At 63.4% G+C, this 17,079-nt stretch carries 13 protein-coding genes; 2 read left to right on the top strand and 11 right to left on the bottom strand.

Translation table 11 applies throughout. The features are described 5' to 3' along the window. Positions 1-2 precede the first annotated feature (2 nt). Both AC1RWL_RS02680 and AC1RWL_RS02675 read left to right on the top strand, forming a co-directional pair. The gene (locus AC1RWL_RS02680; RefSeq protein ID WP_493093378.1) at positions 3-659 is read left to right on the top strand and encodes a GntR family transcriptional regulator; all 657 of its coding nucleotides are present in this window, start codon (positions 3-5) and stop codon (positions 657-659) included. Between the two features lie 176 nt (positions 660-835). Then, positions 836-1,744: a LysR substrate-binding domain-containing protein gene (locus AC1RWL_RS02675; protein ID WP_493093379.1), complete on the top strand. Its 909-nt coding sequence runs from the start codon at positions 836-838 to the stop codon at positions 1,742-1,744. Positions 1,745-1,777: 33 nt separating this feature from the next. On the opposite strand, the gene AC1RWL_RS02670 is transcribed toward AC1RWL_RS02675, so the two are convergent. The 11 genes from AC1RWL_RS02670 to AC1RWL_RS02620 all read right to left on the bottom strand — a co-directional run bounded on the left by AC1RWL_RS02670 (position 1,778) and on the right by AC1RWL_RS02620 (position 17,017). Continuing rightward, the gene (locus tag AC1RWL_RS02670; RefSeq protein ID WP_493093380.1) at positions 1,778-3,034 is read right to left on the bottom strand and encodes a hydroxymethylglutaryl-CoA lyase-like TIM-barrel protein; all 1,257 of its coding nucleotides are present in this window, start codon (positions 3,032-3,034) and stop codon (positions 1,778-1,780) included. Positions 3,035-3,052: 18 nt separating this feature from the next. Beyond that, positions 3,053-4,147, bottom strand: coding sequence for an ABC transporter ATP-binding protein (locus tag AC1RWL_RS02665; protein WP_493093381.1), 1,095 nt, complete (start codon positions 4,145-4,147; stop codon positions 3,053-3,055). 4 nt (positions 4,148-4,151) lie between these two features. Next, positions 4,152-5,882, bottom strand: a complete 1,731-nt coding sequence (locus AC1RWL_RS02660; RefSeq protein WP_493093382.1) for an ABC transporter permease — start codon at positions 5,880-5,882, stop codon at positions 4,152-4,154. Then, positions 5,879-7,258, bottom strand: a complete 1,380-nt coding sequence (locus AC1RWL_RS02655) for an MmgE/PrpD family protein (RefSeq protein WP_493093383.1) — start codon at positions 7,256-7,258, stop codon at positions 5,879-5,881. Before AC1RWL_RS02655 ends, AC1RWL_RS02660 begins: the two co-directional genes overlap by 4 nt. Then, positions 7,258-8,307 (bottom strand): ABC transporter substrate-binding protein, encoded by a 1,050-nt coding sequence (locus AC1RWL_RS02650; protein ID WP_493093384.1) that lies wholly within the window; start codon positions 8,305-8,307, stop codon positions 7,258-7,260. The genes AC1RWL_RS02655 and AC1RWL_RS02650 overlap by 1 nt, the downstream gene beginning before the upstream one ends. 31 nt (positions 8,308-8,338) lie before the next feature. Further along, a complete protein-coding gene (locus AC1RWL_RS02645; RefSeq protein ID WP_493093385.1) occupies positions 8,339-10,417 on the bottom strand; it encodes a hydantoinase/oxoprolinase family protein in 2,079 nt (692 codons plus the stop codon). Between the two features lies 1 nt (position 10,418). Beyond that, a complete protein-coding gene (locus tag AC1RWL_RS02640) occupies positions 10,419-12,206 on the bottom strand; it encodes a hydantoinase B/oxoprolinase family protein (RefSeq protein WP_493158208.1) in 1,788 nt (595 codons plus the stop codon). 234 nt (positions 12,207-12,440) lie between these two features. Beyond that, positions 12,441-13,601 (bottom strand): tricarballylate utilization 4Fe-4S protein TcuB, encoded by a 1,161-nt coding sequence (tcuB, locus tag AC1RWL_RS02635; protein ID WP_493093387.1) that lies wholly within the window; start codon positions 13,599-13,601, stop codon positions 12,441-12,443. A 1-nt stretch (position 13,602) separates the two neighbouring features. After that, entirely contained in the window at positions 13,603-15,009 is a 1,407-nt protein-coding gene (tcuA, locus tag AC1RWL_RS02630) for an FAD-dependent tricarballylate dehydrogenase TcuA (protein ID WP_493093388.1), read from the bottom strand. 81 nt (positions 15,010-15,090) lie between these two features. Beyond that, complete coding sequence (locus AC1RWL_RS02625) at positions 15,091-16,026, bottom strand: LysR family transcriptional regulator (protein ID WP_493093389.1); 936 nt, start codon at positions 16,024-16,026, stop codon at positions 15,091-15,093. A 238-nt stretch (positions 16,027-16,264) separates the two neighbouring features. After that, positions 16,265-17,017 (bottom strand): SDR family oxidoreductase, encoded by a 753-nt coding sequence (locus tag AC1RWL_RS02620; RefSeq protein WP_493093390.1) that lies wholly within the window; start codon positions 17,015-17,017, stop codon positions 16,265-16,267. Positions 17,018-17,079 lie beyond the last annotated feature (62 nt).

The following is a 17,079-nucleotide window of genomic DNA, read 5'->3' as shown; positions in this document are numbered from 1 at the left end:
TTATGAATGACACCACCTTGGGCTTACGGGTCGCAGGAGAAATTCGCGAAAAAATCCTCACCGGCGAGTTCGCGCCGGGCCTGCGCATTCGCCAGGAGGAGCTTGCCGCGCAATTCGGCACCAGCCGCGTGCCGGTGCGCGAAGCCCTCAAGCAACTCGAAAGCGAAGGCCTCGTCGTCATCGTGCCCAATAGCGGCGTGTGGATCGCCCGCGTCGATATCGCGGAATGCGTGGAGATGTGGAAGATCCGCGAGCGGATAGAGCCGCTTGCACTCGGAGAAAGCCTGCCGCACCTCACCGACGAGGATATTCTCGGGCTGGAAGAGATTTGCGCTGCCATCGACAGCACGACCGATGTCGAGGAGTTCCTCAAGCTAGACCGGCAATTCCATCTCGCAAGCTATCGCGCGACAGCCATGCCGACGCTCATCCCGATGATCGAACGCATCTGGAACACCACCCAGCATTATCGCCGGGCGTACACGATGCTTCTCGGCCGGGAACGCTTCTGGATCATCCAGTGCGAGCACCGCCTTCTCATGGAGGCGATCAAGCGGCGGAATGTCGAGGACTCAGAAAGAGCCCTCTACAGCCACATCCGCCGCACCCGCATGGAACTGGAGCGAAACCGCAAGGCCTTCAGCAACATAACCTTCTGAACATCCGCTGATGATGCTCGGGCCGGCCCCATGAAATTGAGGCCGGCCTCGACCATGCACGCCTAAAGCTTGACCGCCATGTAGAGCTAAAAATAATATAACCTTCAATTATTATAGCTTTCCAGCATAATGAAAAGCACGCCACGCCGGCGCCGTCGAGCTATGAAGGAGCTGCCATGCCCCGCATGTTAAACTTGCGTCAGCTGGAGGCGTTTCGTGCCCTGATGCTGACGGGAACCACCGTCCAGGCGGCCGCCATGCTGGGGATTACGCAGCCGGTCATCAGCCGCCTCATCTCCGACCTGGAGTTTCAATCCGGCCTGTCCTTGTTTGTCCGCAGCGGCGGCCGTCTGCGTGCCACGCCAGAGGCCGACATCCTGTTCGCAGAGCTGGAGCGGACGTTTTATGGTCTCGACCACCTCAGCAGTTTCATCAAAGGCATCCGCAATGTTGGCGGGACGCTGAACATCCTGGCCACCATGCCCATGGCACACGGCATCCTGCCCTCCGTCTTCCAGCGGCTGAGCAAAAACAATCCGGACCTGCACATCACGCTGAAGACCGTGCTCAGCCGCGATGCGCGCGCCTGGCTCGACACGCAGCAGTTCGATGTCGCGCTGACCAACTATCCGATCGATTACCCCTCCTCATTCACGCAGGACTTCATTCGGGTGAACGCCGTCTGCATCATGCCGCCGGACCATCCGCTGACTGCGCGCGACATCGTCACGGCCGATGACCTGCGCGGTGTGTCCTTTGTCGCCATGCCGCCCGGCTCACGGCACCGCCAGAAGGTCGATCTGGCTTTCCAGCAGTCGGACGTGACGCCCAGGATATTGGTCGAGGCGCAGACAAGCGCGATCATCTGCGAAATGGTGGCGACGGGCATCGGTGTCTCGGTGGTGGACGAGATTTCGGCCCGCGCATTCTTGTCGAAAGGGCTCGTGCTGCGGCCCTTCCTGCCAAAGCTGATTTATGAGTTCCGCATCCTGCTGCCGATGCAGCGGGAAATGTCCCACACAAGCCGCATCTTCATCAAACACGCCCGGGAATATGTTGCGGAGGCCTGGCCGGGGCAGAAATAGGGAGGGGAGCCCGAAAGCTCCCCTCCTGGACGGTCAGCCGTAGATCTCGTGGATCACGGCTTCGACTTCCCGCTCGCCGATTTCGACCTTCTCGTAGATCAGCTTTTCCAACTTCTCGAAAACCCGCTCGATATTGGCGGAGTCCGGGTTGAGACCCATCGATTCGATCTTGACGGTGACCGGTGCGGTCTTGCCGCGCCGCAGCGAGGTCGAACCGAAGGACACCGAGCGCCGGTTGCCGACGGTCTCGGCCTTGATGTTCTCCCAGAAGTACCACTGGCCGCGCAGGATGCCGCCCAGATGGCTGCCGCCGTAGGAATACATGTGCGGGCCGGTGACCGGGCGGTTGCGGGCAATGGGGAACTTGTAAAGCTCGGCGACCATTTCGCTGAGCGGCGTCAGCTGGGTCATGTCGAGGCCGGTGCGGATGTTGTAGAGCGATTCCAGAACCGGCACGACCTGCTCGAAAGCCGCATTGCCGCAGCGATGGCCGGTCGAGTTGATGGTGACGTCGCAGGTCAGCGCGCCGGCGCGGATCGCCTCGATCGAGTTGATGGTGGCAAGGCCATAGTCGTCGTGGCAATGCACGCCGATCTCGATATCCGGCCCCGCCAATGCACGGACATAGCGCACAAGGAAGGCCATCGTTTCCGGCACGAACCAGCCGCGCACGTCGTAGACGACGATCCGGTCCGCACCCGCATCCTTGGCCGCACGCACGACGCGGGCCACGAGATCCAGGCGATGATAGTCCGTGCCGACGGCGATCTTGCGGGCGCCGGACTGGCGGGCGTGGCTGACGGCATCGCCGATACGGCCCTCGATGTCGCCGTTCCAGTTCTGCGGGCAAAGGGCGTTGGTCATGATATAGCCCCAGTAGCCCACCAGGTTCACCAGGTCCGCGCCGGAATCGATGGTCTTCTGGATCTCGGTCCGGTAGTCGGGATCGTAATAGCGGGTGTGCAGGCCAAGCTCCATCTTGCTGCCCGCGTTCCGTAGCATCTTCACGAATTCGATATGCTCCGGAATGGTGGGATAGCCGACCTCGGCTTCGACGACACCCATCGCCTCCAGCTTTTCGGCCAGCACCATCTTGATGCTGTTGTTGGCATAGACGCCGGGCGTGTTGATGCCGGAGCGCAGCGTATCGTCGCGAATGATGCAGCGGTCCATCACCCCCTGCGGCCGGTGGCCCATCGCCACCTTGTTGACGAGCGGCGTCATCCAGCGCTCCTGCTCGTCGATGTCGACCTCTTTGAGCAGGTCCGGGTGTTGTTCACGTAAGCTCATGATATCTCTCCCAAATGGTTAGTCGATGATGATGAAGCAGTCCTGCGGGGCGATGGCGGCATAGGCCGCGGCGCCGGGCTGCAGGCGGATGTAGGGGGGCACCTTGGCGGTCAGCGTCTGGCCGTCCTCGGTGACGAGAGTGTATTCGATGCCTTCGCCGAGAAAGACCGCATCGCGCACCGTCACGGGCCAGATGTTGCAGCCCGAAGGCAATGATGCGGTATCCTCGACCAGGCGGATGAGTTCCGAGCGGATGCCGAACTGCACGGCCGTGCCGGGGCCGCCGACATCCGGCCGCTCCGGCGCGCCGACAATCGCGCCGGCGGCGGTGCGATAGCGCGCCAGGCCTCCCGGCACGCCGCTGTCGGCCACCGTGGCGGGCAACAGGTTGACGCTGCCGAGAAAGCTTGCGGCAAAGCGCGTCCGCGGGCGTGAATAGAGCTCGTTAGGCCCATCGATCTGCACGATGAGGCCCTTATCCATCACCACGATCCGGTCCGAGATTGCCAGCGCCTCGGATTGATCATGCGTGACATAGATCGCGGTGATGCCCAAGCGCTGCTGGATCTCGCGGATCTCGCCGCGCAATTGCTCGCGCAGCCGCACATCGAGATTGCTCAGCGGTTCGTCGAACAGCAGGATCTGGCAGCGTGAGGCGAGCGCACGGGCGAGCGCGATGCGTTGCTGCTGTCCACCGGAAAGCCGGCCGGGCGAAGTATCGCGCGCATGCGCCAGCCCCACCAGTTCCAGTGCCTGCATGGCCTGCGCCTCGCGATCGGCCTTGGAGAGTTTCTGGCGCAGCAGCGGATAAGCGACGTTCTCGGCGACCGTCATGTGCGGCCACAGCGCATAGGACTGGAACACCATGCCGATGCGACGCCTTTCCGGCGGCAGGTCCAGCCGCTTTTCGGCGGAATAGACGCAGGTATCTCCCAGCCAGATTTCACCGCCGGTCGGCCCTTCCAGCCCGGCAATGCAGCGCAGCGTCGTGGATTTTCCGCAGCCGCTCGGCCCCAGCAGAGTGACGAGTTCGCCTTCGCCCACATTGAGCGAAACGCTTTCCACCGCGCGAAAGCTGCCGAAGGATTTTTGAAGATTGTTCAGGCGCAGCATGCGTCTACCCTGCCTTTTGTCCGACCTTCAGGCCGAAGATGAAATTGGAAACCAGATAGACCGCCAGGATGAACAGCGAGATCCCCGTGCCCAACGCCGCCACTTCGGGGTATTTTCCCTCGAAATAGGCGTCGAAGATCAGCACCGGCAGCACAACGGAATTGAAGGCATAGAGCAGGACCGACGTGTTCAGTTCCTTCACAAAGGAGATGAAGTAGAGCACCCAGCTCGACAACAGGCTCTCGCGGATCAGCGGGAAGGTGATGGTGAGCGCAGCCACCGTCTTGTTGGCGCCCGAGACCCGCGCGGCATTTTCAAGGTCGCCGTCGATCTGCGTCAGCGCGGCCGACATGTTGCGCACGCCGAAGGACAGGAACCGCGTGATATAGGCGATCATCAGGATCCAGATCGTGCCGTAGATCGGCAGCGGCACCCGTATCCAGGCCCACAGCAGCGCCACCCCCAACACCACGCCCGGCACGCCGACGGTCATCGAGCTCAGGAGATCCAGCGTGTGTCGCCCGGAAGCACGGGAGAAGGTCACGATATAGGCGATCACGGCGGTCAGCACGCAGGCGATCAGCCCGCCGACCACGGCCAGGAACAGCGTGTTCCAGGCAGCCCGGAAGAACAGGCCGCGTGAGAATACGGATTCGTAGTTGATGGTGGTGAAGTTGGTGAACTGGGTCGTCCAGTAGGACTGGAACGACGCGGTGACCATGGTGGCGAGCGGCATCAGCGTGGAGATGGACACGAACAGGATGAGGCCACCCAGCGCGACCCAACGCCAGGGTCCAAGACTGACCAGCATGGGGCGATAGCTCTTGCCGCTGACGGAGACATAGGTGCGGCCTGCGATGAACCGGCGCTGCAACAACAGTGCGACGGCGGTGATGATGACGAAGGAAATCGAGATCACCGTGGCATAGCCATAATCCGGCGGCGGATAGGCGACCTTGAGGTAGATTTCGGTCGGGATGAAGGGGATTTGCGACGGCATGCCGAGCACGGCCAGAACACCGAAATTCTCCATCGACAGCACGAAGACCAGCAGGCCGGCGGCGAGGATGCTGGGCGTGACAAGCGGAAAGGTCACCCGCAGCAGCGTCTGGAACATCGTCTGCCCGCTGAGGCGCGAGGCCTCTTCCATCGAGGAATCGATGGCCTTCAAGGGTGCCGAGGTGAACAGGAACACATAGGGCGTCATGTAGAAACCCAGCACCATGGCAATGCCGGCAAGGCTGTAGATGTTGATGCTCAGCGGCAGCCCGATGGCGGCGAAGATCCTATTCAGGAGCCCCACCTCCGGTGCGCCCAGCCCGCTCCACGCGACCGCGCCGATGAACGGCGAGATGAAGATCGGCAGCGTCACCAGCACCTCGCAGATGCGGCGGCCGGGAATATCGGTGCGCGCGATCAGAAAGGCCGCCCCCACGCCGCTGACGGTTGCAATCAGCATCGAGCCGGTGCTGACGATCAGCGTGTTGCGCCATGCCAGCCAGAACTGGCCACTGGTGAAGATGCGCGAGAAATTGGCGAGCGACAGTCCGCCGTCAGCTGCGCCCCCGTGCGAGGCGAAGCTGCCGTAAACCAGGCTCACCATCGGGTAGACGACCAACAGACATAGAATGGCGATCAGGCCGTAGCAGAGCAGCGTCTGGCCAGATATCCGGGTGAAACCCCACCCGGAGCCGGATACCTGCCGATGCAGGTCGCGGTTTTCGCTGACGCTCATGCGTGTTCCCCCCGGCAGGCATCGTCCAGTGCCGCGATGAGCACCGCAGCCGAATGGCGCTCCAGTTCCGCCGCGATCGAGATGACCCGCTCGGCCGATGCCGCGCCACCGACCGGGGCGACCATGCGGCGGAACTTCGTGGCGATCTCGTCGAAGGAGGGTGGCGTGTCGGCGTCGCCGGAGGGCGACAGGATGACCTCCTCGACTGAACGGCCGTCTTTCAAAAGCGCTTTGACCGAGGCACCAAAGCGCGGCATCGCGTCATCCGCGACCAGCCGAACGGAGGGCATGTGCGCCCGGATGGCGGGGCTCCACAGGTCTTCGTCATAGATATCGGCCGTCCAGACATGACCGCGGTCGAGCACGAGCGCCAGGTTGAATTGCATGCTCAGGCGAGCGGCCAGAAGCGTGCCGGCCTCGGGATCGTTGTTGTCGCGCTCCACCACCGGATGGCAGCGCACCGCGATTTCGCGGATATCGTCCACGGGGATGCCATGCGTGACCAGCAGCCTCTCCGTCGCGGCCGAGGCTGCCAGCGTCGAGTTGCAGCCGTAATAGAGACGGAAACTTGTCTCCTCGATCAGGTAGCGCTCGCCGAGATTGCGGGTCAGAACCTCCAGGTCATAGCTGTCGGAAAGCGCGCGGCAGAAGCCCTTGTCGCCCTCCAGCACGGTGACGGGGCCGGTCAGTCCATGTTGCACCAGGATGCAGGCTTCGACCCCGTTTTGCGCCGCGCGCCCGGCGTGAAAGACCATGGTCAGCGCGCCGTCGTGATGGAATTCGTAGAGGCCCGCCGCCTGTGATCCGGCGACGCCGAAGGCATTGGCCAGCAGGTCCGCATTGAGACCCATCAGGTTGCCAGCGGCGGCCGTCGCGCCGAAGGTGCCGACGGTGCCGGTCGTGTGAAAGCCCCGCTCGCGGTGGCTTGGCGCGGTGGCCGTGCCCACGCGAGCGTTCATTTCATAACCGGCGACCAGCGCGGTCAGGATATCGCCGCCGTCACGGCCGAGCCATTCGGCGACAGCCAGCGCCGGCATCACGATACAGCCGCCGGGATGGGACGTGGAGGGCTTGTGAATGTCGTTCAGCCCCACACTGTAGAGCGTCATGGCATTGGCATAGGCCGCATTGCGAACGCTCGAGCGGAAATCGCCTGTACCCGCAAAGACCGTGCAGTGCGGATGGCCGCCGAGGAGGCGCATGGCCTCGACGGCGCCCTGCCCCACCGTGCCGCGCGTGCCCAGCACCAGGCAGGCCAGCCCGTCGAGAAGCAGCAGCCTTGCCCGCTCCACCGCCGAGGCGGGAATGGCGTCGAGGCGCAATTCCGCCAGATGCCGCGCCAGTCGCCGCGTGGCGCCCAAACCCTCCGGTTTCATCAGTATCCCCAGGCGCTGCGGACGGTGGTCTGCACGGTGTTCTGCTGCGCGATCATGTCGGCAAGCGGCATGTCCAGCACCTTGATGTCGCTCAGCGGCACCATGCCTTCGCGCGGCTTCACCGCGGGGTGCAGCGAATAGGAATATTGCGAGTTGAAAATCTGCTGGCCTTCGGGCGAGGCCAGGAAGTCCATCATCACCTTGGCCGCATTCGGGTGCGGTGCCTTGGCCACGATGCCGACCGGGCTCCAGATCATCGGCGCGCCATCCGTCGGGAAGAGCGCCTTGATGGGCGCGCCCTTCTCCAGGATCGCCTCGTCGGTCATGTAGTTCAGACTGACGCCGACCAGCAGTTCGCCGGTGATGATCCTGTCGTTGATCGGGCCGTGGCCCGGAAACAGCTTGGGCTCGTTCTTGGCCATTTCGGCAAAAAATTCAGGCCCATAGAGTTTCCACACCGCATATTGCCAGGTGTAGGCGCCGCCGGCCAGGCGCACATCCATGATGCCCACCTTGCCCTTGAACTTGGGATCGGCCAGGTCGCGAAGGGATTTGGGCGCATCCGCGTCGGACACCTGTCCCGCATTGTAGGCGATGTTGAGGAAGTGCGCACGGGCCACGAACCAGGTCTTGTCCGGGTCCACATATTGCGGATCATAGGCCGCGTATTCGCTTGAAGCATAGGGCACGAGACGCCCGGCTTCCTTCAGTTCGGCGATCGTGCCGACGTCGGACACATGGATGATGTCGCCGTTGACGCGGTTGGCGTCCTGCTCGGCGATCAGGCGTTCGTAGACCTGCGAGGATCCCGCGCGGTAATATTCGGCGGTGATCCCGGGATATTTGGCGTTGAACGCCTTCGTCAGCGAATCGAGCAATTCGGACGGCGAAGCGCTGTAGATGACAACCGAACCTTCCTGTCGCGCCGCCTCCAGCGTCGCCTCGTCCATGGCCAGAGCCGGTTGGCTCGAATAGGCTCCCATGGCGATGGCCAGGGCGACCGCTGCGAGGGTTGTGGCTGATCTTTCTGTTCTAAAATGTTCGTGCATGGTTTCTCCTCCCAGGAAACGATGTGAATTTTCAGTGCTGCTTCGGATCCAGTTTGACAATGAGATTAAAATACTCGTCGACTGTCAGTGTTGTGTCTGGCGGGATCACGGTCGTGGACTCATCTTCCTCGATGAGCAGTGGGCCGCGCAGTTCGATGCCAGGTTTGAGGATGCTGCGCGGGATGGCGGATGTCGGCAGCCGACCGCCGGCCGCGGCGAAATAGGCCATGCGCTCGCCCACACTGGGGTTTGTTGCGCGTGCCACGGCTTGGGCGGTCGCCAGTTGCGGCTTGGGTCCGCTGACCTGGACCTGCCAGTTCAGGGCTTCGACCCCAACGCGCCGGTTGGCCCTGCCGTAGACCCGTTCGAATTCGTCCGAAAAGGCCGTCGTCAGGTCGTCCATCGTCGCCTCGTCCAGCGCCGCGTTCGAGAGCGTGATCTTCAGTTCCGAGCTTTGGCCCCGATAGCGCAGCGAGGCGAAGCGACGCAGCCGGATCTCGTCATCCGCCACTCCGGCGTCCTTCAGGAAGCGGCGGCCTTTTTCCTCCAGCCGCATCAGCAGCGCATTGATCGCCGCGGTGTCCGCGCCCTTCAGCGCGGTCGGATGGCCCTGCATCAGCGTGATCGACAGCGGCGCGGCGAGGAACCCGAAGGCCGAGGCGACACCGGCGGCATAGGGAATGATGACTTCGGAAATGCCGAGCTTGCGGGCCAACCCGCAGGCGTGCAGAGGTCCTGCACCGCCGAAGGCCAGCAGCGCGAATTTTCGGGGATCGACCCCGCGTTCCAAAAGGTGCAGCTGCGCGGCCTGCGCCATGTCCTCGGTCACGATCTCGTGGATCCCCCAGGCCACCCGCTCCGGCGACAGGCCGGACGACGCGCATAGCGGCTCCATGGACGCTTGAGCCGAAGCTGCGTCCAGCTTCATGCGGCCACCGAGGAAATAGTCGGGGTTCAGGTATCCGAGCAGCAGGTTTGCATCCGTCACCGTGGGCAGTTCGCCCCCGCGGCCATAGCAGGCCGGCCCCGGCTGCGCGCCTGCGCTGTGCGGACCGACCTTCAGTAGTCCCATCTCGTTCAGCGCGGCGATGCCGCCGCCGCCCGAGCCGATTTCGAGCATCTCGACCACCGGGATGCGGATCGGAATCCCGCTTCCCCGCTTGAACCGGTAACGGCGCGCGGTTTCCAGCTCGTCGGCGGTTATGATCTCGCCATCGGCGATGAACATGATCTTGGCGGTGGTTCCGCCCATGTCGAAGGCCACGAGATTGGGCCGCCCCAGAAGCTCGCTATAGTAGCGCGCGGTGACCGCACCGCCAGCCGGGCCGGACTCCATCAGCCTGATCGGAAATGCGGTTGCCGTATCGACGGTCGTCAGCCCAGCATCCGAGAGCATCAGATAGAGGTCGTGGTTGTATCCCGTACGGGCCAGTTCCTCGGCCATGCGATCGAGGTAGCGGCGCATGATGGGCTGGGTATAGGCATTCGCCACGGTTGTCGACGTGCGCTCGTATTCCCGAACGTCCGGCGACACCTCGGACGACAGGCTGACCGCGATATCGGGTGCGACTTCGCGGATCATCTCGCGCACGCGCTCCTCATGCGCGCCGTTGCGATAGGCATGCAGGAACGAAACGGCGATCGCCTCGACCCCCTGCGCGACCATCGTCTCGACGGCGGCCCGTGCATGGACATCGTCCAATGGCTCGATCGCCCGGCCGGTGTGATCCATCCGTTCGGCGATCTCGCCGACGCGGCTGCGCGGAACCAGCGGTGACGGCACTTCGATGAACAGGTCGTCGATGTCGAAGCGCTTGCCGCGGCGCATTTCCAGAATATCGCGGAAGCCCCGCGTGGTGAGCAGACCCGTGCGCGCACCCTTTTGCTCGATCAGTGCGTTGATCACCAGCGTGGTGCCGTGGATCACATGCCGCAGATCACTCGCCTCGATGCCGGCATCCTCAAGCAGCCGCTTCACGCCATCCAGCGCACCCAGCGAGGGATTGTCAGGCGTGGTCAAAACCTTGCCCAGGAGCTGGTCGCCGGTAGCGGCGTTGACCAGAACCAGATCGGTGAACGTTCCGCCGATGTCGATACCCAGACGATACATGTCAGACTCTCTCAAGAAGGGCGGCAGAGGCGGCGGCAGGTTCGCGCAGCCGGAGGGTTTCGACCTCGTCGACAGTGCCGTCCGGGTGCAGCGCGACGCCGTAATGGGTGGTGGCGGCCTCGCGGCTCACCCAGCCTTCGGCGACATCCGCCAGAACCTCGGCCAGTGGGCGTCGATGGGGATCGGACATGCCGCCACCACCTGACAGGCCGATTTCCAGTTCGTCGCCCAGGGAGAGCCGCACCTGCGTTTTTCCCGGCAACGTCCGTCCGTCCAGCCGGTTATACCCTTGCCCGCCCGCGCCGCCACCGGCATAGCCGGCGGCCAGCGTATGGACCTTAATATTCTGTACCAGCACGCTGAGCGGCCGGTCGCTTTCGCAGCGCAGCCCGATGCTTTGGCCGAGCCCTCCGCGATAACGCCCCGCACCACCCGAGTCCGAAATCAGCGACTTGTGCGTCACCGTCAGGGGCAGGGAATTTTCCAGCATTTCCACCGGCGTCTCGGCGCCTGCGGCGGGGAAGGACATGCAGGACACGCCATCCTTGCTGGACCGTGCGCCAAGCCCTCCCATGAAATGCGGCGTCTCGGCGATGTTGCGGCCCTGCGCATCCGTCCCGAAGCAACGGATCACGCATTTGATGCCCGATTCCGCAATCATCCGGTCCGGGGCGACCTCGGCGAGCGCGCCGAATATCGCGGCGGGAATAAAGTTTCCGGTCGAGGATTTCATGCGCACCGGCGCGGGGTGGCGGGCATTGATAAAGGTGCCGGACGGCGCTTTCAGCCGTACCGGGCTCAGCAACCCCGCATTATAAGGAATGTGCGGTGCGACGATGCAGCGGATGGCATAGGCCGTCCAGGCTTCCGTATAGGCTTCGGTGCAGTTGATGCCGACGGCGCTTTGCGGCCCGGTGCCGTCATAGTCGACGGTCACCGATCCATCCTCATGCCGTTCGATCGAGACGGAGATCGACAGCGGCTCGTCGGTTTCCACGCCGTCGAGCAGGATGGTGTTGCGGTGTTTTCCCGCGGGAATGGTCGCGAGCAACCCCGCACGCATCGCAGCTTCGGAACGCGTGATGATTTCGTCCGCAATGGGTTGCAGATCCTCCAGCCCATTGTCCTCCAGGAACGCCGTGACCCGGCGCTGGTCTAGATACAATGCGGCGATGAAGGCGCGGATATCGCCCTCCAACTGGTCGGGCACGCGCACATTGGCGCGGATCAGCGCCCAGACCTCGGGCACGTCATGCCCGCCGCGCAGCAGGTGGACGACGGGCAGGCTCAGCCCCTCCTCGAACACCTCGCGGGCGTCGCTGGAAAGGCTGCCGCCGATGTCGGGCACATGCGCCATCGTCTCGGCGAAGCCGACCAGCCGGCCGCGATGGAACAGCGGCTTGATCACCGAAATATCGTAGAGATGGCCGCAGCACAGCCAGGGATCATTGGTGATGAAGACATCGCCTTCGCTGATGTCGTTTGTGCCGAAGCGTTGAAGGATCGCGGTGACGGTGCGCGGCGACGGCGCGAGCTTGCTGGACACGCCGGTGTCCTGCGCGATCATCCGCCCTTCCCGGTCGTACAGAAGGCAACCGAAGTCGCCACCCTCGCTGACGATCTTGGAGAAAGACGTCTTGACGATGGTCAGAGCGGCCTCCGAAAGGAAGGAAATCAGCCGCTGCCATTGGATTTCAATATCCACGGCATCCATACCACTGCGCCCCATGAATGCTTTCCCCTTTGAAGATCGTGGGCCCATCATTGAGGTGGGGAGGCTATTAAGCAACCTAATAGACTGCATAAGCGTATGTCTATTTGCTATAGGCGAACGAGCCGCCTTTGAGGGCCTCGGCATGGACGTCAAAAGACCCGCAAGGGCTGTGCAAGCGCCTTGCGGGTCAGAACGAAACCGATATCGAATGATGAAAACTGAAACACCCGGCTTCGCTCCGAAGCCGGGTGTTTCAAGGCACAGGACAAACCTTCGAGCCGCCCCGGAAGGGCGCCCCGCCTTCACGCGTCAATCCGCTCCCGCCTGCACGGGGTTCGGCCGCCGCTTCTCGATTGCGTGTTTGAGAAGCGCCGCACAGCGGAAGATGCCATGGGCGAATTTCCCGTAGGGCAGCGTCACGAACAGCCCCATCACGAAGCCGAGATGGATGGCCAGCAGCAGCGGCATCGCGGGGCTGTCGCGCCAGGCGAGAAGCGCGAGGCCGGTGAGACTGATGAAAAACAGCAGCGCGATGAAGCCGCGGTCCATGGTCTTCTGCCTGTCGTCCATCTGCAGCGGGTTGCGGCGCATGTTCAGCCAGAACAGGCCGGCCGGTCCGATGAGAAGGCCGATGCCGCCCAGCGTGCCGAGGATCACCGGCAGACTGAAGATCGGATACGGCGCCTCCAGACCGAAGAGATAGTGGTAGAGCGTCGCCACCGACGTGGACGCGAAGCACAGCATGAAGCCGTAGAAGGTGAAGTGATGGAACCGCCGGCGCCAGAGCGTGAAGGCGTCGTCCTCGTTGTTGCAGCCGTCGCCATGGCCGCCGCCGAGATATTGCAGCGTCAGCGCCGATTTCGCCGCCTCGCCGACGGCGGCAGGCATCGCGATGGGTTTTCCGGGCTCGGAGACCTGCCGCCAGAAGCGCGTGACGCCGATCGCCAGCGCGACGACCGAGAACAGCGACGCTGCGCCGAACACGAGGGCGAGCGTATTGTGCGGGAAGATGGCATAGAAGTCGCCTTCGAGGCCGGGCACGAACAGACTGCCCTTGATCAGGATGGTGGCGATGAGGAACGCCGCAACGCCGAGGCTTACCGCCATGGCGACGGTCAGGCCGTTGCAGCGATAGAGTTCACCGAAGGCTTTCGGGAAGGCGTATTCGATGTAAGTGTCGCGGCGCACCTGCGCCAAGGCCTTTGGGACATTCACGCCGAATTCGTGCGGGGGCGCGTATTGGCAGGCATAGAGGCAGGCCGAACAGTTGTGGCAGAGATTGGCGAGGTAGTGGGCATCCGCGACGTTGAAATCCAGCCGCCGCGTCATGGCGGGAAACACCGCGCAGAAACTCTCGCAATAGCGGCAGGCATTGCAGATATGGAGGATGCGATCGACCTCCGCAACATTGGCATCCAGCTCCCGTTCCGCCTTGCCGGCGAGGTCCATCAGCGTGTCGATGGCGGCCATGTCAGTGTCTCCCGATCGTGTGCGCGGCGCGCGCCGCTGCGGCTGCGCCCGTTCCGGCAATCCGGCCGAAGGCCGTGCCGATGCTCATGCCGACGCCGGCCGTGTATCCCTTGCCGAGCACATTGCCCGCCATCATCTCGCCCGCCACGAACAGGTTTGGGCTCGGCCTGTCTGCGAACCGGACGGCCGCGGTGTCATCGACCTTGAGCGAGAGGTAGGTGAAGGTGATTCCGGGCCTCAGCGCATAGGCATAGAAGGGTGCCGTATCGATCTTCTGCGCCCAGTGGGTCTTTGCGGGCGCCACGCCTTCGGTCATGCAGTCGTCTAGGACCGTGTGGTTGAAGGTGCCGGGCTGACAGGCAGCGTTGTAACCATCGAGCGTTTGCATGAAGGTCTCGACGGGAAGCTGCAGCTTCCCGGCCAGTTCCGGCAGGCTGTCGGCGACCACGCCGGGAAAGACCGGCGGCATGAAGCGTCCGACGACCTTCCTGTCGATGATCGAATAGGCGATCTGGCCGGGCTGCTGGGCAACGAGGCGCCCCCAGATCGCATAGCGCTTCGGCCAGAAATCCTCGCCCTCGTCGTAGAACCGTTCGGCCTGCCGGTTGACGACGACACCGAGCGAGACACAGTCGATGCGGGTACAGATGCCGCCATCATAGAGCGGTGCGCGGGCATCAATGGCGACGCAGTGGCCCTGCGAGGGATCGCCGATCATATCGGCACCGGCCTTCATCATGGCCTTCAGGAGAACGCCCTGGTTGAAGCGCGTTCCGCGAATGAGAAAATTGTCCGCCGGCCACTCGCCGCGATCGTTGCGGCCCCAGGCTTCGCGCAGCCATTCGCGGTTGGATTCGAAACCGCCGGCGGCGAGGACACAGGCCTTTGCCGTAATCCTTTCGCCGGCTTCGGTGACGACGCCGACGAATCGATCGCCATCGAGCAGCATCTCGGTAACGGGCGTCTCGTAGCGGACCTTCACGCCAAGCGCCTCGGCGCTTCGGTAGTAGGCGTTGACCAAGGCCTTGCCCCCGCCCATGAAAAACGCATTGGTGCGCGCCACATGCAGCGCGCCGGACAGCGGCGGCTGGAATCGAACGCCGTGGCGGCGCATCCAGTCCCGACAGTGCGACGAGGCGCGGATGACGAGGCGCGCCAGATGTTCGTTGGTCTCGCCGCCGGTGACCTTGAGAAGGTCCTGCCAGTATTCTTCCTCGGGATAGGCCTCGACCAGCACATCCTGCGGCGCGTCATGCATGCATCGGAGATTGCGGGTGTGCTGGGAATTGCCGCCGCGCCAGTCTTTTGGCGATGCTTCGAGCATCAGCACGGAGGCGCCCGCTTCGCGCGCCATCAGGGCGGCGCAAAGCGCAGCATTGCCGCCCCCGACAATCAGAACATCGACCACGATGCGTGTCTCCTCAAAGGTTTCGACCAACCTTTAAGGAACGCACCGGATATCGACCATCATCGAAGACTGAAGGCGGCTTCACGATTCGTGAAGAGTAGCGCCCATCCATCGCCCGTCACGCACGAGCCCGCCGACGACCTTACGCAGCTGCGCACGCAGCGCGAGGGCCGCGGGAGACAGCTCATGCTCCGGAAGGCTTACCAGGAGATTGGTTCTACGGGCTCCCTCGTCGGAAACGGGCCGAACAACGAGCGCCGATGTGGAGGGGCGGGCAAGCGCTGCGCCGGGCTGTATCGTGTAGCCCAACCCTTCCGTAACGGCCTCCATGATCACGGCCAGGGAATCGATTTCCATCGCGATGTTGGGGACGATATCGGCGGCGCTGAACGAGCGGTCGAGGCTTGCCCGAAGACCGTGCGTCCTGCTCGGAAGGATAAGCGGAAGTCCTGCCAATTCCGCCAGAGTGACAGGCTCGCTTGCCGGTTCCCCCTCACCTTCCACCGGTGCACCGATGAGAAAAAGGCTCTCATCGAGCAAGGGAATTGCCTCGGTTTTTGCAAACGTCACGGATTCGGCGTTGAACAGCACGGCCAGATCGATCTGGCGCAGTTTCAGCATCCCCGCAAGATGGCCCGACATGCCCTCCACGAGTTGAAGACGAATGTTCGGATGGCGCCGTGCCATAGCCTTGATGAGCGGCAGGGCCAGGACGGACGCCGTGGTTGGAGCCAATCCCAGCGAAACCATGCCCGAAAGCCGCGCCCCTTGCGCGGTGGCGGCCGCGGCATCGACATGCCTGAGGGCCAGCGTCGCATGCCGGCAGAAGGCGGCACCAGCCTCCGTCGGCGTGACACCCGAGGCGCCGCGCACAAGAAGCCGGGTGGAAAGCTCGCTTTCGAGGCGGCTGATCTGCTGGCTCAACGCCGACGTTGCCATTCCAAGCTGTGACGCTGCCTTTCCAAGGCTGCCACATTCAACGGCCGTCACCAGATATTTGAGCTGCCTGAGTTCCAAAACATGCTCCACGGTTGGTCTCGCCCGACACCGTAGGCACATCCGCGCGGTTCGGAAAGCGCGCCTATATAAATGCGGTTTCGCACAGCGGGGCACGGATGATGAGGATAGCGATCCATGCCCCGCCGCGTTGGTCAATACCGTGAAGGCCATGCCTGCCAACGCGACCCAGTCATCTGCGCAGAGCGGGCAAGAAACGAAACGTCAAGGCAAGCGAGGCTTTCGCCCCGCCCGCCCCTCACCAAGCCACGGGGCCATCCTCGTCCGAGAACGTGCCGGTCGGACCATCCGGTCCGAGGAGGGCGAGCCTTACGGCTTGCCGGGCGCCCTGCTCGACCGTGCGCGTTCCGCGGAAACCGTTGAGATCGGTGGCCGTGAAGCCCGGGCATGCTGCATTGACCTTGATGTTCGTGTTCTCAAGCTCGATCGCGAAAGCCAGCGTCACGGCGTGGACCGTGGCCTTGGAAGGGCTGTATGCCGCGCCGAAGACATGGCGGTATTCGAAGGTCGGATTTGCATTCAGCGTGAGGGATCCGGACGAGCTTCCAAGGTTGACGATCCGGCCGGCGGGCGCCTGCCGGAGGAGCGGCAGCATGGCCTTCGTCACGGCCATGAGGCCGAAGACGTTCGTCTCGTAGATTGCCCGGATATAGTCCATGGAGGCCGTGCTCGGGACATTCTGCTTCAGGCGCTCCTCGAAGGAGGTTCCGGGCTCCGCCGTGCTGGCTATGCCCGCATTGTTCACAAGCACGTCGAGGCGGCCGAACTCCGTTTGGATGCGTTCGGCAGCGGCTGCGATGGAGGCTTCGTTCGTGACATCGAGCTGAATGGCGATGGCGTTACCGGCAATGTCGGCGGCGGCCTCCTCTCCTTTCGTAAGGTCGCGGCTCCCCACGAGGACCGTCAGGCCATTGGCGGCAAGCTCCCTTGCGATCTGGCGTCCAATACCCTTGTTGGCGCCCGTAACGAGGGCGACTGGCTTGTCGTGCATTTTTGTTCTCCTGGATTGTTCCTATGGCCAACCGCGCGCTGTTGGTTTAGACAAAGGTAACC

Source organism: Shinella sp. GW821-FHT10F02 (assembly GCF_058809275.1).
Note: the sequence above shows the minus strand (reverse complement) of the source record. Positions and strands in the feature narration are given on the sequence as shown.